At 67.9% G+C, this 14,675-nt stretch carries 14 protein-coding genes; 10 read left to right on the top strand and 4 right to left on the bottom strand.

The window, feature by feature from the left end; all coding sequences use genetic code 11:
* The first annotated feature begins 66 nt into the window (after positions 1-66).
* From GXW78_RS03315 to GXW78_RS03300, 4 genes are all read left to right on the top strand, one after another.
* Positions 67-891 carry a phage tail protein gene (locus tag GXW78_RS03315; RefSeq protein ID WP_211866030.1) on the top strand — a complete coding sequence of 275 codons (825 nt, stop codon included), beginning with the start codon at positions 67-69 and terminating at the stop codon, positions 889-891.
* A gap of 271 nt (positions 892-1,162) precedes the next feature.
* Positions 1,163-1,876: a hypothetical protein gene (locus tag GXW78_RS03310; protein WP_211866029.1), complete on the top strand. Its 714-nt coding sequence runs from the start codon at positions 1,163-1,165 to the stop codon at positions 1,874-1,876.
* A gap of 37 nt (positions 1,877-1,913) precedes the next feature.
* Positions 1,914-2,564: a PAQR family membrane homeostasis protein TrhA gene (gene trhA / locus GXW78_RS03305; protein WP_211866028.1), complete on the top strand. Its 651-nt coding sequence runs from the start codon at positions 1,914-1,916 to the stop codon at positions 2,562-2,564.
* 138 nt (positions 2,565-2,702) lie between these two features.
* Entirely contained in the window at positions 2,703-4,529 is a 1,827-nt protein-coding gene (locus GXW78_RS03300) for a pectate lyase family protein (protein WP_211866027.1), read from the top strand.
* Between the two features lie 210 nt (positions 4,530-4,739).
* Here GXW78_RS03300 and GXW78_RS03295 read toward each other — a convergent pair whose 3' ends face one another.
* The gene (locus GXW78_RS03295; RefSeq protein WP_211866026.1) at positions 4,740-5,246 is read right to left on the bottom strand and encodes a plasmid partitioning protein RepB C-terminal domain-containing protein; all 507 of its coding nucleotides are present in this window, start codon (positions 5,244-5,246) and stop codon (positions 4,740-4,742) included.
* 943 nt (positions 5,247-6,189) lie between these two features.
* On the opposite strand from GXW78_RS03295, the gene GXW78_RS03290 reads away from it, so the two are divergent.
* The 5 genes from GXW78_RS03290 to GXW78_RS03270 all read left to right on the top strand — a co-directional run bounded on the left by GXW78_RS03290 (position 6,190) and on the right by GXW78_RS03270 (position 11,038).
* On the top strand, positions 6,190-6,549 hold the full coding sequence (locus tag GXW78_RS03290) for a hypothetical protein (protein WP_211866025.1): 360 nt from the start codon (positions 6,190-6,192) through the stop codon (positions 6,547-6,549).
* Positions 6,550-6,555: 6 nt separating this feature from the next.
* The gene (locus GXW78_RS03285; protein ID WP_211866024.1) at positions 6,556-6,819 is read left to right on the top strand and encodes a hypothetical protein; all 264 of its coding nucleotides are present in this window, start codon (positions 6,556-6,558) and stop codon (positions 6,817-6,819) included.
* A 32-nt stretch (positions 6,820-6,851) separates the two neighbouring features.
* On the top strand, positions 6,852-7,133 hold the full coding sequence (locus GXW78_RS03280) for a DUF1488 family protein (protein ID WP_211866022.1): 282 nt from the start codon (positions 6,852-6,854) through the stop codon (positions 7,131-7,133).
* A 429-nt stretch (positions 7,134-7,562) separates the two neighbouring features.
* Positions 7,563-9,746, top strand: coding sequence for a glycosyltransferase family 4 protein (locus GXW78_RS03275; RefSeq protein WP_211866021.1), 2,184 nt, complete (start codon positions 7,563-7,565; stop codon positions 9,744-9,746).
* Entirely contained in the window at positions 9,743-11,038 is a 1,296-nt protein-coding gene (locus GXW78_RS03270; RefSeq protein ID WP_338147672.1) for a glycoside hydrolase family 130 protein, read from the top strand. The genes GXW78_RS03275 and GXW78_RS03270 overlap by 4 nt, the downstream gene beginning before the upstream one ends.
* A 4-nt stretch (positions 11,039-11,042) precedes the next feature.
* Here the strand turns inward: GXW78_RS03270 and GXW78_RS03265 are convergent, their stop codons facing one another.
* From GXW78_RS03265 to GXW78_RS03255, 3 genes are all read right to left on the bottom strand, one after another.
* Positions 11,043-11,954: a class I mannose-6-phosphate isomerase gene (locus tag GXW78_RS03265; protein WP_211866020.1), complete on the bottom strand. Its 912-nt coding sequence runs from the start codon at positions 11,952-11,954 to the stop codon at positions 11,043-11,045.
* A 104-nt stretch (positions 11,955-12,058) separates the two neighbouring features.
* The gene (locus GXW78_RS03260; protein WP_211866019.1) at positions 12,059-13,300 is read right to left on the bottom strand and encodes an extracellular catalytic domain type 1 short-chain-length polyhydroxyalkanoate depolymerase; all 1,242 of its coding nucleotides are present in this window, start codon (positions 13,298-13,300) and stop codon (positions 12,059-12,061) included.
* A 130-nt stretch (positions 13,301-13,430) separates the two neighbouring features.
* On the bottom strand, positions 13,431-13,904 hold the full coding sequence (locus GXW78_RS03255; RefSeq protein WP_456307072.1) for a CopG family transcriptional regulator: 474 nt from the start codon (positions 13,902-13,904) through the stop codon (positions 13,431-13,433).
* A 139-nt stretch (positions 13,905-14,043) separates the two neighbouring features.
* On the opposite strand from GXW78_RS03255, the gene GXW78_RS03250 reads away from it, so the two are divergent.
* The gene (locus GXW78_RS03250; RefSeq protein ID WP_211866018.1) at positions 14,044-14,646 is read left to right on the top strand and encodes an exopolysaccharide biosynthesis protein; all 603 of its coding nucleotides are present in this window, start codon (positions 14,044-14,046) and stop codon (positions 14,644-14,646) included.
* Positions 14,647-14,675 lie beyond the last annotated feature (29 nt).

Below are 14,675 nucleotides of genomic sequence, written 5' to 3'. Positions count from 1 at the left end.
GGAGATCCTTCATGCGGAACTTCATCCAGCCGGGCGACAGCCTGGCCGTTGCCGTCCCCTAGCACCGTGCAGCGGCTGATGAAGGTCGAACTGGAGCGCAACCGCCGCCAGCGCACCGTGGCCTTCCCCGCCAACCTCTCGGCGCTGCGCCTGCGGCCGTGGGAGGCGGCGACCGTCGCCCTCGACCGCCTCACGCCCTTCCCGGCGCGGGTCACCGCCTGGTCGTTGGCCGCCCAGGGCGGCGTTGATCTCACCCTGGAGGAGGAGGACGCCGCGGTGTGGGACTGGAACCCGGCGGTCGATGAGCGCGCCACCGGATCGAACCCCGCCGTGGTGCTGCCCAACCCGGGCGTCATCGCAGCACCCGCCAGCATCACGGTGGAGACGTCGACGACGACCGCCTTTGCCGTCCTCTCCCTGGCCTGGGCCGCGGTCGGCTCCTCGCACCTCGCCGGCTACCAGGTGGAGTTCCTGCCGGCCTCCGTCGCGGCCTGGCAGGGCTATGGTGGGTCTTTGGGTGCGACCGCCGCCGCTATCCCCACCGCCGAGCCGACCGGCTTCCGGGTGCGCGCCGTGGCGCGCAGCGGGGCGGTGTCGGGCTGGCGGCAGGCCCTCGTCCCGGCCGTGGTGACGGCGCCCACGGCGACGGGGATCGCCGGTGGGATCCGTCTGTCCGGCGGGTTCCCGGCCGATGCCGTGCGGCTGCAGGTGTTCGAGGCCAGCTCCAACAGCCTCGCCGCGGCGACCAAGCTGCCGGACGAACCGACCAGCCTCTTCTGGGACCGCACCGGCCTCAGCGCCGGCGACACCCGTTGGTACTGGCTGCGCGCCGTCTCGGCCGAGGGCAACGTCTCCGCCCTGGTCGGGCCGGTGACAGCGACGGCGCTCTGACCCGTAGGCGTTCGTCGGCCGCGGTGCCGGCACCCAGGCCCGACCTATCTCGCCGACCGTCAAGTTCAGGCAGCCAGCTGCATCGATCAGGGCTTCTCCCAGCGCCTCGCGTCACCATCTAGAACGATTATGGAGTTTGCGCCGCATGCGCGGAGATGGGCGCTATCGGCGGACATCAATGGCGCGCGGCAGAGAAGCGCAAAGCGTCGATCTCACCGATATGCCACCGCATGAGAATTCCCTCGTCGAGGTGCGACCAATGACGACCTTCATGGCGCGCCCGACCTTCGAGCGCCTCGCACAAGTCCGCAGGCAACTCGTCGATCAGGGATTTGCATCAGCGACTTCAGATCAGGCAGGCGTCGCGGGTCTCTTTCTCCCGTGGTCCGGCCATCAACTCGCCGTAAGGCGCGGCATCTATTGGATCGGCGCCGGGACCGACGGTCCCTACGGCGCGGACCGCGAGCAAACATACGAGGCCTGCCACGAGAGGGCTGCCCGGCTTTGCGATCGTGGGCCGCACGCAAGGGCGCATACGCCGGTGTGGCTGTTCCTGGACCGGCTGACGCGGGGGTTGCTCGGTGGCTCCTACGACACGACCGCCGACCGTTGGGGCTGGTCGAACCTCCTCAAGATCGGCTGGAGCACAGGCAGCCCGGAGACCTGGCCCGCCGAACTGGTGGAGCGCCAGCAGCATGCCTGCGCGGCGGCGCTGCGAGAGGAACTCGGACATCTCCGGGACAGCCTCGTCTATGTGGGCGCGCTCGACGATTTCGGCATCCTTGGCGAGGCACTCGATGGCGCGCCCGCCTGGCTCGGCGAACACGACAAGGCCACCAGCCTCTGGTGGTTCCGCGACGAGGCCTCCGGCAATCTCCTCGTGCATGGATGCCACCCGAACGCGGCTCGACAGGGTGAATTCTCCGAGGCCGCGCTCGATCGCACGATCCTGCTCGCGCGGAACCTGCTTCCGCGCTTCCTGTGATGGTTCCGCGACGTTCAGCGTCGCGGATCCCCGCCCCATGAGCGGAACCTGCGTCTATACCCGCGGTGAGCAGCTGGCCGATGGTGGCATCCACCTGGTCGGACTGTCCGCCGCGGTCGTCGCCTGCTCTGCGCTGGTGATGGCCGGGCATCAGTCGCGCAGCATCCTAGTCAGCGCGGTGGCGGGTCTCTACGGCATCGGGCTGCTCGCCATGCTCGGCAGCTCGGCACTCTACCATCTCGTGAAGGAGGGCCGCTGGAGGCCCCGGCTTCGGCGGCTCGACCATGCGGCGATCTTCGTGATGATCGCCGGGACCTACACTCCCGTGGTCGTGTTCGCCATCCCCGGTACATGGGGCTGGAGCCTCCTCACCGTCGTATGGGCGGGCGCCGTTGCGGGCGCCGCGGTGAAATTCCTGGCGCCGGGCCGCTTCGAGCGCCTGTCGGTGCTCGCCTACCTCGTTCTTGGCTGGGCCGGCATGGCGGCGATCGGACCACTGCTCGATGCGCTGCGGACGCCCGACATGGTTCTGCTCGCGGCGGGTGGCCTGCTCTACAGCTTCGGCGTTCTCATGCACCTGTCGACGCGGCTTCGCTACCACAATGCCCTCTGGCACCTGTTCGTGCTTGTCGCCGCAGGGTGCCACTTCGTCGCGGTCTATCGCTTGGTGCTCTCGCAGCAAGCCTAAGAGCCGAGGACTCCTCGATCGCGGCACTGGTCTGCGCGGTGCCGCCGGTCGCCAAGCAGACGATGTCGGACCCGATGAGAGCATCGCGTCTGCGCGGCCGCCACTTGCCAGCACCTCGCTCTGATCCGGAGCCCCCCCATGCCCGCCCGCATCGACGACCTGCTGGTGCTCGACACCGCGGTCAGCAAGACCGGCCTCGCCAAGTATCTGCGCGACCGCGAGACCGTGCTGCCGTCCGACTTCGGCGGCCTCGGTGACGGCGTCGCCGACGATCGCGCGGCCATCCAGGCGGCCTTCGATCGCGCGGCGGCGGACCAGAAACTCGCGGTCATCCCGCCCGGCACCTGGAACGTCTCTGCCGGTGTCACCCTCGGCGGCGGCGCCCGCGGGCTGATCATGCATGGCGTCATCCGGTACACCGGCATCGCCCCGGCGATCGTCCTGACCCTCGGCGACGGCGGCACCGTCCGCAATGGCGAGAAGCACTATGCCGGGCTGCAGGTCGTGCGCGCCACTCAGTCCGACTGGCTCGACGAGGCCGATATCGGCATCCTGGTGCGCAACATCGACGCCTCGGTGGTCGAGCTGCGCCTGGTCTCGGGCTTCACCATCGGCCTGCGAACGCTGGGCGACGGTCGCGGCGTCGAGGACAGCACCTTTCACCTCGGCCGCATCCTCAACAACCGCATCGGCCTCGACATCCACTGCGCCACCGCCACCGCCTGGAACACCTCCATCCGCTACTATGGCGGGCACTTCGCCATCGCGACGGGGATCAACCCCACCATCGATCGCTTCGGAATCCGGCTATCCAAGGCGGACGGCGCGTACAACAACCACAACCGGCATGTGTTCGACGCGCCGAATTTCGAGCTGCGGCAGCTCGATCCGAACGTCGCCATCCCCTTCCTCAACGAGACGAGCGGCTCGGCGATCATCGGCCGCGCCCTGCGCATGGAGGCCTGCTCGCCGATCGTCGCGCGCCACACCGCCGCGGCGCAGGACTGCGAGTACGAGGTGGCGTGGAGCAACACCTACCAGGTCGGCATCGACTACACGGCGACCGCCACCCGTTGCGGGAACACGGTGCTCAACCGGCACCGGGCGCCGGCGTCGCGGCATCTGCGGCTGCTCGGGTCCGTGCCAACTGTCCGTGCCAAGGCCTTCCGCCACAGCGCGACCGAGATCGGCGTCGAGGGGCTGGCGGTGGTCGCCACGTCCACCACCTCGGCCACCACGCTCACCGGCCTGTCCTTCAACGGGCTGGACGACATCACGCCGACCGGGCGCGGTCTACTGCTCGCCGCGCAGCGGGGGTTGGTCTTCGTGATGGAGTGCTCCCAGGCGAAGGAGTTCGCCCTGGCCCATTCCCTCGTTGGCGGCGCCGATGGCGGGCGCGTCTTTGTGCGCTGCTTCGATGCGGCGATGAATGTGCGGGAGAACCTCGTCGGCGACGCGCTGGCCTCGATCACTACGCTGCTGTGGAACGTCCCGTCCAAGGCCTGGACTGGTGGCGCGGCCATGGCCGACGCCTCGCTCAACAAGCGCATGACGGTGCGGCTCGGCGCCGGCGTGGCTTTCGCGCAGATCGGCATCGTCGGCTTCGACGGGCAGATCGAAATCGAGGCGCTGCGGCTCTACAGCCTGCCGGAGGCGGCACCAGCGCTGCTATGTGGCACGCCAGCGCTGCCGGTCGGGCAGCGAGAGTTCGCGGCCGAGGTGTCTTGGGACCTGCCGAGCCTGGCGCCCGGGGCGACCAGCTTGCTCGACGTCACCGTCGCGGGCGCACGGCAGGGGGACCTTGCCTATGCGGCGCTCGCCTCATCGACGCGATTCATCGAGTTCGACGCCGCCGCGTGGTCCACCAACACCGTGCGGGTGATGGCCAGGAACATCTCCGCTGCTACCTTCGACCTGGGCTCAGCAACACTGTCGGTACAGGTGGCGAAGCGGCGAATCCCGTGAGCTGGGCGGCGGGTGCGGCGCCGTCACCTCCGCACCCGCCTCCAACCATGCAGCCGGCCCTATGGCGGCCGACCTGGTGGGCACCAGCGGGTTCGCCGCCATCCCCACCACCGCCCTCGATCTGCCCCTCGTGCAGCGTCTCCGGCGGTCCCAGCGCTTTCGGGTCCGGGTCCCCATCTCAGTGGCCGGCCCCGCCCGGCCGCTCAGGCGTTATGCGACAGCCGTTTGGCCATCCACCAGCTTCCGAAACTCGGTCAGCATCTCCGGTTGGTGCTGCTGGAGCCAGCGCTCGACACGCACATTCGCGACGAGCTTCGTCAAATAGGTCCGCGCAAGCACCATCCGCAGATGGTCTGGACCATAGGGTTGCTCGGCGACCTTGATCTCCCGGTCGAGCTGCGCTGTCTCATGCTCCATCAGAACCACCTGCTCCCGCGTCAGCGCCTTTGGCGCCTTCGGCTTGCCGTCCTGCACCAGTTGGTCTTCTGGCGTTGCGACCAGCAGCGCCTGGACATAGCCCTTCGAGTAGCGGTTCATGCCCACCATCATCTCGGCAGCTTCCATCTGTCGCAGTGGCATCATACGTCGCAGGATGGAGAATACGCTGAGCGAAATCGGCTTGTCCTTCAGGACCTCGACAGCCTCCGGATAGATGCCTTGAAGAGCCCGCTTCTTCTGTCGCCGCGTGCTGATGTCGATGTTGAGCGCACGGGCCAAGCGTTATTCAGGAACGTTCCGATCGACCGCCTGCAAGATCATGCGGTGCTCCTGCACCGCGAGGCGGCTGTAGATAACCGCGATCGTGACGAAGATCACGGCGTGATCGAGGCAGCGCTGAACAAGCCAGCATCGCAAAGAGCCCTGCAGCGTAGAGACCCAGCGCGACGGCACTTCTGGGGGACGTCGGGCTTTCCCACTACGCTCAACATGATGCAGGCGCCCATCGCGGCGGAGACGCCAAGGATGTGTACTGCGAAATCCGTATTCTGCTCGGCGCGCGTATAGTAATGCCAACTCAGCGGCGTTGAGCCCATTTGGCCAGTCGGAGATGCCGTCATCCCAGGCTGAGCATTCGGAGTACGACAATGGCCGACACCAGAACCGCGACGGACTTCGCAAGCAGCGTCGCGGTGCCTGACCTCGCGCCTCCGGCGCAGCCGAGTAGGAGTCGGACGGACAGGGCTTTCATCGTGGCGATCGGACATCCTCACAGATCTGAATGGGAGCAAGCAGGGCTAGTCGCGCGTCCACTTGCGCAGGGCTATCTCGGCGCCAACTGCAGCAAAGCGTTGCGATAAAAAGCGGTGCAATGGATCGATCGGATGACTCGGCGCGCCACCGTTGAAGGCGCATCCGCGTTCGCATCGTCGGGAAGGGGCCTCGGACGTACATGGGCCTGCGCGCGACAAGCGCAATGCGTCGATCGGCAAGCCTGCCTGCTGGCGTTTCTCCATTCGGGCGCATGTGGGCGCCTTTATCGCCTGTGCCTGATCTAAACTCGGCGCCATAAAATTTCTTCTGAAGCCTCATTGTATTTCAGAAAATACTCACCAAATTCTGGAAACGGCTTATTTCCCCACATTCATACGAAATACCTCTTTCGTATTTGGGGGGTATGCGGGCTCCCTCCCCGCATGACATGGCCGCCAGGAGAACGTCCATGCCCACCGCCACGCCGAGCGCCTTCGCCCGCTTCCGCGCCGATGCCTCAGCGCGATGGGCTCGCGCCAAGCCCTTGCTCCTCGCGCTCTGCGCCGGCTTGGTCGCCGGCCCAATCATCTCCGGGATGGTCGGCTTTCAGATGCGCACCAGCACGGCCCGCACCCTGGCGCACAATGGCGTCGTCGAACAGCAGGCGATCTATTGCGCCGGCCGGGCCCGCGCGGACACGCCGGATACCGCTCGGCTTGACTGGACAGCCCGGAATGCGCTGGCACGTCGCTTCGCCACCTATCCTGCCGGCGGCACGAGCATCGATCCCGACGTCGCCACCGCATGCGCCGATCGTCTGACTCGATGAACCGCCATGGAATCCCGTTCAACGACGGAACTGGTCGAGTTCCGCTACCCGTTTTTGATCTCTGCCCGGCCTAACCCGCTGCCGGCGGGCCGCTATCGGGTGCATATCGAGGAGGAGATGCTGGACGGGCTCTCCTTTCCCGCCTGGCGGCGAACCAGCATGACGATCGCGCAGCAGGGTCTGTCTTCCGGCCGGCTATTGCAGGCGTATTCGACCACTCCGACCGAGCTGGCCGCGGTCTTGGCCGCCGATGGCGCGGTGCGGCCATGACGCGGGCCTCGCCGCGCTGGGACGGCCACCGCATGCTGTTCATGCTGTCGACCGAGGATGGCATGGAGGTGCGCTGCGCGATCTCCCGGCTGGCGCTGCTCGGCATCAGCGGGGACGCTCCGCTCCGCAGCACGGACCTGCCGGCCCTCTTCGCAGCAGCGCGCCTGCGCATCGAGGCGGCCGCGCTCACCAAACTGCGCGCACGTTCGAGCCTTCCCCTCGGCGTCCTGCATATCTGGGAAGAGGACATCCTCGATCCCGAACCCACCGAAACCGCCGCTTGTGCGTTGGGATCAGGGCGGAGGCGCGGCTGAACGACCGCTGCCGGCCGTCATGTTCATGGTGGTCATTAACCTGGCGGTCGCCTGCCGCGATTGTCCTTGGGCGCGCAATGGGTCGCTGCGTTGGTTAGGCGTCCTGCCTGGCGCCCAACCCTTGGGAGCCAAGCTCGGCGCCCGACCTGCCGCACGGGATTGAGGCCGCCGGTTCTGTGCCGCCGATGCGCGTCCAAAGGTGGCGGCCCGGTCAACGAAGGAGGCTTCGCACGCGTTGGATCCACATCATCCGCTAGACGGATCAGCACCAGGAATCGCGCCACAATGAGTCCCCCCGCCTCACCGCTCCACCGCGTCGCCTTCCTCGGAAATCATCCTCCCCGGATGTGTGGCCTCGCGACATTCACGGGCGATCTGCGGACCGCCGTTGCCGGAGCACTGCCCGACGCTGAATGCTTCGTGCTGGCCATGACGGAAACGGGCGCCGGTCATGCCTATCCGCCGGAGGTCTGGCTTCAGGTCCCGGAGAACGACACACGCGCCTATGGCCGGGCGGCGGAGTTCCTCGGCGAGGTGAACGCCGACATCCTCTGCGTCCAGCATGAGTACGGCATCTTCGGCGATCACGATGGGGAGCGGGTGCTGACCCTCCTCGAAGGCGCTGCGATGCCCGTGGTCGCGACCCTGCACACCGTGCTGGACCGGCCCACGCGCGGCCAGTTCCGTGTGATGGAGGAGATCGTTCGTCACGCCGGTCGCCTTGTAGTGATGACCGCGCGGTCGCAGCGCATCCTGGCCAGCGTCCACGATGTCCCGGCCGACCGCATCACGGTGATCCCGCACGGCATTCCCGAGGCCCCGTCGGAAAAGCCTTCCGCCTGTCACAAGGTCGAATTCGACGCCGTTGGGCGCACCGTGCTGCTGACCTTTGGGCTGCTGTCGCCCGGCAAGGGAATCGAACAGGCCATCCGCGCCATGCCCGCCATCGTCGCGCGCCGGCCGGACGCACTCTACCTGGTGCTCGGCGCCACCCATCCGAACATCCTGCGTCGCGAAGGTGAGGCGCATCGCGACTCCCTCAAGCGTCTGGCCGCGGAGCTCGGCGTCAGCGGGCATGTGCGGTTCCTCGACCGCTTCGTGGATCTGCCGACGCTGACCCGCGCCATCGCCGCGGCGGACATCTACCTCACCCCCTACCTGAACGAGGAGCAAAGCGTCTCGGGCACGCTCGCCTACAGCTTCGGCATGGGCAAGGCGGTGGTCTCGACACCCTACTGGCACGCTGCGGAACTGCTGGCGGAAGAGCGCGGGGTGCTGGTGCCCTTCACCGATCCGCCGGCCATCGCCGCCGCGGTGGTGGGTCTGCTCGCCGATCCCGACCGGCTGCGGGCGATGCGTGAGACGGCCTACACGCTCGGACACGAGATGCGGTGGCCGCGCATTGGCGAGCGCTATCGGGACGTCTTCGATCAGGTCAGGCTGGAAGCGTCGCATCGCGCAAGGCCGCGACTGTCGCCGGCTGCGGCCAGGATAGGGGGCGTCGTGGCCCCCCTGCGGCGGGGTTCCTCGCCGCAGGGCGACGTCGTTCCGCCGGTGAACCTCGCGCATCTCGAGCGTCTGTTGGACCCGACCGGCCTCGCGCAGCATGCGACGCTCGCAATCGTCGACCGCACGCATGGCTATTGCCTGGACGACAATGCACGAGGGTTGATCCTCGCCACGCAGTTGACCGCCGGTCGCACGACGCCACCGCCCGCGGGCGACCTGTTCGGCATCACATCAGCCTTCGTCCAGCACGCCTGGGATGCCGAGGCCGGGCGGTTCCGCAACTTCATGGCCTATGACCGGCGCTGGCTCGAGGCCGTCGGTTCCGACGACAGCCATGGGCGCGCCGTCTGGGCGATAGGAACCGTCGCGGCGCAGGCCGCCGACGCATCGCACCGCGCCTGGGCCTACCGGCTGCTTGAACTGGCCGCACCGCCGGTGCTGGCGCTGACCTCCCAGCGTGCCTGGGCCTTTGCGCTGCTGGGGATTGTCGAATCCCTGGCTGCGCGGCCGGAGGATCTGCGCCTGGTGCGGCTGCGGACGGCCCTTGCGGAACGGCTCTACGATCATCTGCGCGGCAATCGACGTCCGGGCTGGATCTGGTTCGAGGAGGTCGTCTCCTACGACAATGCCCGTCTTCCGCAGGCGCTGATTGCCGCCGGCCATCAGGCCGGACGGCCGGAATGGGTTGCACTCGGCATCGAGGCGCTGGATTGGCTCTGCCAGACCCAGACCGCCGAGGCCGGGCATTTCCGCCCGATCGGCTCCGAAGGCTTCTGGCGCCGCGACGGCGAACGCGCCGTCCATGACCAGCAGCCGCTGGAGGCCGCTGCGACCGTCGGCGCCTGCCTCGAAGCCTGGCGCGTCACCGGCGACGGCGTCTGGCTCACCGAAGCCCAGCGCGCCTTCGCCTGGTTCCTCGGGGACAACGACCTCGGACAGCCGCTGTACGATGCAAATAGCGGCGGATGCCGTGACGGGTTGCTGTGTGATCGCGTAAACGCAAACCAGGGCGCGGAATCGACGCTGGCCTTCCTGATGGCCGCGGCCGAGCTTCGTGCGGCACGCGCTGCGACATCGCCCGGCTTCATGCAGGTCGCCGAGTGACCGACGGCCTCGCTGGGTTGGTCAGGCTGCCGATCCTGATGGAACCCGACCCTACGCGGGTCATCCTGCGTCCGTTTCTCTCCGCCTTCGATCCGCGGGACCTGCACCGGTCGGACCTGCTGCGCGCGACACGCCTGACCGACCGGATCCTCGCGATGGATGTGGCGGCGGTCGAGGCGGAGCTCGCGACGACGCTGCATGACTTCGGCGCGCGCCACGCCGATCTCGCAACGATCTTCGCCGAGCGCTACGCGCAGATCCGCGACCTGCTGGGCCTGGAGGACGATGCGGTCGAGGCACGACGGCTACTGATCGGCGCCTTCTTCAGCAATGAGTACAGCTTCCAATCCACCGCGCTGTTCAATCCGTCGATCACCCCGCATCCGGACCAGAAAGGGCTCGCGGCGGATGAGCTGCGCTTCGTGATGAGCCTGCGCGCCACCGGCGAGGGTCACATCAGCTCGATCTGCTTCTGCTCCGGCGTCGTCGCCGGGGCCCGAGCGATCCGCCTCGATCCGCCAGGCCGCCTTGCCACGACGCCGCGGCGCAGCACGGCCGCGCGGCTGGCCGATGCCTATGATGTCACCTTCTCACCCGCCACCGAACTGGGCGAACGCGTCATCTTCCCGATCACGCAGCAGCAGCGCAACGGCATTGAGGATGCGCGGCTCGTCCGCTTCGTCGAGGATGATGGCCGCATCACCTACTTTGCCACCTACACCGCCTATTCCGGACGGGAGATCGCGCCGGAAATGCTGCGAACCGACGACTTCCGACGCTTCTCCTTCGTGCCGCTGCGCGGGGATGCGGTCAGCAACAAGGGCATGGCGTTGTTCCCGCGCCGCGTCGGCGGGCGGTACGCGATGCTGGCGCGCTCGGATGGCGAGACGCTGCAGCTGGTCACGTCCGACGATCTGCATGTCTGGAACGACGCGACGGAGATCCTCGCCGCGGCGGAACCTTGGGAGTTCGTGCAGATTGGCAATTGCGGCAGCCCGATCGAGTTGCCGCAGGGCTGGCTCGTCATCACGCATGGCGTCGGCCCGATGCGTCGCTACTGCATCGGCGCGGCGCTGCTGGACCTGGACGATCCCAGCCGGATGATCGCGCGGCTGCGCAAGCCCATGCTGACGGCGGTCGGGGCCGAGCGGAACGGCTATGTGCCGAACGTCGTCTACTCCTGCGGCTCGATCGTGCATGCCGGGCAGCTGATCCTGCCCTACGCGGCATCGGATACCGCGACACGCTTCGCGGTGATGCCTGTGGCGGCGCTGCTCGATGCGATGGTCTGACCGTTCAGGCCGCCGCCAGGCAGGGGCTCGGGCCCGGGCCACGATGCAGCACCGCGATGGCCGCGCCGCAGATACGGACAGCGTCGCCCGTGGCCGGTACCAACGCGGCCATGCCTCGCGCCAAGGCGCGGCCGTCCAGCGTGGCGCCGTCCGCAAGCGGCACAAGGATATGCTCGCGGCTGCCATCCGGCGCCAGCGCGACGCCGGCCGGCACCGCCAGCCGCTCCAGCACGAAGCGCGGCCCCGTCGTCAATGTCTGTCGCGCGGCGCCCGTCGCCGTCCCTATGACGACACGGGACACGCCGAGATCGGCGACCGACAGGGCTTCATCGGCCTGCAACGGGCGCGGTCGGCCGTAGTCGAAAAGACGGTATGTCACATCAATGGGATCCTGGACCTCCAGCAGCACCAGACCAGCGCCGATCGCATGAACCGTGCCGGCCGGGATCAGAAGGGTCTCGCCGATGCGGGCCACGTGCTGACGCATCAGCGAGAGCACCGTTCCATCCTTCGCCGCCGCACGCAGCGTGCCGGCCGTGACGGGTTGGCCGAACCCGATCCAGACCAGGGCCCCGGGTGCCGCCTCCAGCACGTGCCAGGCTTCATCCTTGCCGGAGGGAAGCGTCCCCGACGCAAGGGCTGCGACATCTGTGGGATGTACCTGCACCGACAGCGGTGCCGAGGTGAACAGCAGCTTGGCGAGCAGAGGCGGAGCCCTTCGGTCGGCTTGCCCGCGCGCCATGACGGCGCCCAGCGTCCCGCCGGTTTCGACCTCGCAGGCAATGTCGGTCAGCCAGGCTTCGCCGATTACCTTGCCTGCCGCGGGTTGGGCTGCGGGGGCCCAACCGTCGAGGTCCTCGCGCCCCCAGATTCTCTCGACCAGTCTGGGTATGATCCGCGACGTTGGCTTGCGCATGGGTATCGGCTTTCCTCTCGGGACCGAGCTGTACGGATATGGTGCGCCACGGCGTCAATCGGGGCATTCGGGCTGCGCGCCGATGCTGCATTCAATCGGGCGCGCTAACCTGATGCCTTCGAAAGGAAGAACCGAAGCATCTCCCGCGACGCGTCGGGACCGCGCGGGTCCGTGTAGGATCCCGCGCTGCTGCCGCCGGACCATGCGTGGCCCGCGCCGTGCACGACCCATTGCTCGAGGACGACCTGGCCCGCGGCGTCCGAGTGAAGGATGCGGCTATAGGCGTGGCCGCCGGAAACCTGGCCCTGCTGAACTTCGCTGCGCAGGCCCCCGGCTCCGCTCTGCGCGATGACCTGCTCGCCATTGCGCGGGTGCACCGTGCCGTCCTTGTCCCCGTGAAAGACGATGGTCGGAACCGGGCGCCCATTGCTCGCCGTGGCGGAACCGTCTCCGGGCTGATTCACCGCCGCCGCGCCCTGGCGCATGGCAGCGAAAGCGGACGGCGCGTCGCGCGCCGCGCCACACGCCAGGCCCGAATGCACACCGACGGCAGCATAGAGGTCGGGATAGGTCATGCCCATGATCGCCGCCGCGGCGCCACCGGCGGACAGGCCGGCGACATAGACGCGCCGCCGATCGACAGCGTGGTCGCGCATGACCTGCTCCGTGATGCCTGCGATCAGCGCGGGCTCGCCCAGATCGCGCCGCTGGTCGCCGGGACTGAACCAGTTCCAGCACTTCTGGGCGTTGGCGGCCTGCGTCTGCCCGGGATAGGCGATCAGGCAGCCATGCTCCTCGGCCAACATGTTCATCCGCGTGCCGGCGGCAAAGTCATCGGGGGACTGGGTGCAGCCATGCAGCATGACGACCAGCGGCATCGCTTCGCCGCGATACGTGCTGGGAATATAGAGCTTGTAGCCGCGGCTTCCGGCGTGGTTCTCGAAGGACCGGGTCACGAATTGCGCGCCCTGGGGCAATGGGTCGGTTGTCTGCGGCGATGCGCCGGGCGCGATCCGATCGAGCAGGCCACGCAGACCGCCCGCGATCGGCGGCGTCACCATCCTGCCCGGCCGACCGCCCGACCAAAGGTCGGCTCCGGTCCTAAACAATCCGGTGCCTGACGAGCACGGGTCGAGCACCTCGCCTGTTCGGGGATCGATGTCGAAGGTTCGCGACGGGCGTCCGCCAGCAGGCGGCGGGCCGGGAGCATCCCGCTTCGGCACCGGGGTGTCGGAGGGGTCTTCGCCGTGCAGCGCGCGCCGCAGCAACGCCGAGGCCTCCGCCAACTTGCCTTCGCGGGTCAGGCGAGTTGCCTCAAGCATGTGATTCGGAAGCGTGGTGTTCATGTCCGGCTTTCAATGGGCAAATGCAGGCATGCCTCCTCGCGACGAGGATTGCGCTGCGTCGTTCTGGCGGGATGCTATCGGGAGCGGTTGTTGCGGCCCGGAGTTCGGCGAATGGGATCGGGTGGCGGCTTCAGCGTGTTCTGTCGGCAAGCGCGGCCTTCACCGCGGCGCTGGCCTGGAGGGTTCCCAGGACGGAGATCGAGGCGATCGCAGCCTGCGCCAGCTCAGGCGTGACGTCGGCCGCAATGCTGGCGAGGCCGAGGACCCGGATGTCGAGCCGCTCGCCCGCAGCGCGGGCAGCCTCGAGGTCCTCGCGACTGAAGTGCCGCAATCCGAGATCCAGGCTTCTCCTGATGACGGATTGCTTGGTGGCGTCGGCATGCCGCTCGATCTGGTTGCGGATCGCCGTGCGGATGAAGTCGGTCCGGTTCGAGTAGAAGCCGTCCTGCACCAGCAGGTCGATATGCCCGAGATCGACATAGCCGAGGTTGATGGTGATCTTTTCGGTGTCGCCCCCGGGCTTCGGCCGGAGAAATCGTACGTTATCGGTCATCGCGCATTTCACCATCCAGGTGGATGGTATATGGCTGGCACCAGGCGCCATTCAAGGTCAGGCGGGGGCCGGGCGGCGCGAAGATCCCTGGCAGGTGTCTGTGACGGGCATGCTGCCCGTCAGGCCCCTATGCCTGAGGGGGCTGGCAACGCCCGCGTCGGAAGCCGCGAGTGATGGTAGATTTCGTCGCATGTTCGAGACGACCACACGCAAGCCGTCCTCGGTGATACTCGCGGAGCTGCTGGGCGAGGCGCCGGCACAGCAGGTGACGCTCGACTGGCTCATGAGCCGGCTCGGCGATCGGTCCTTCGGCATGATCCTGCTGATCGTCGCGCCGCTCGGCCTGCTTCCCGGCATTTCGATCTTCATCGGGGCCCTGCTGATCGTCCCGGCGTATCAGATGATGCTGGCGCGGGCCGGACCGGTCTTTCCGCGCAGGCTCGCCTTGCGGAAGATCGAGGTGCGCAGGCTGGACGCGCTTCTCCGCCGCGTCGTTCCGGTGCTTCGTTATCTGGAGCGATTCATCCGCCCGCGATGGGCAACGCCCTTCCAGTCGACGAAGCGCGTCGTGGGCGTCGTCGTGCTCCTGCTAAGCCTCGGCCTCTTCGTCCCCGTACCGATGAGCAACATTCCGCCGTCGTTGACCATCCTGCTCATCGCCTTCGCCTATCTGGAGGAGGACGGCATGCTGCTGTGCCTCGCCCTGTTCGCGGCGTTCGTGCTGCTGACGTTCGGCGCCGCGGTGGCGTGGCAGGCGCTCGGCTCGGCGGGATGGGCGCCGAGTCTTCTCTAATCCGGCGACTGTGCCGCGCGGAAACTCAC

The organism is Neoroseomonas terrae (assembly GCF_018129025.1).
GTDB lineage: Bacteria > Pseudomonadota > Alphaproteobacteria > Acetobacterales > Acetobacteraceae > Neoroseomonas > Neoroseomonas terrae.
The sequence above is the reverse complement of the archived record's forward strand: the minus strand, read 5'-3'. Positions and strand labels throughout refer to the sequence as shown.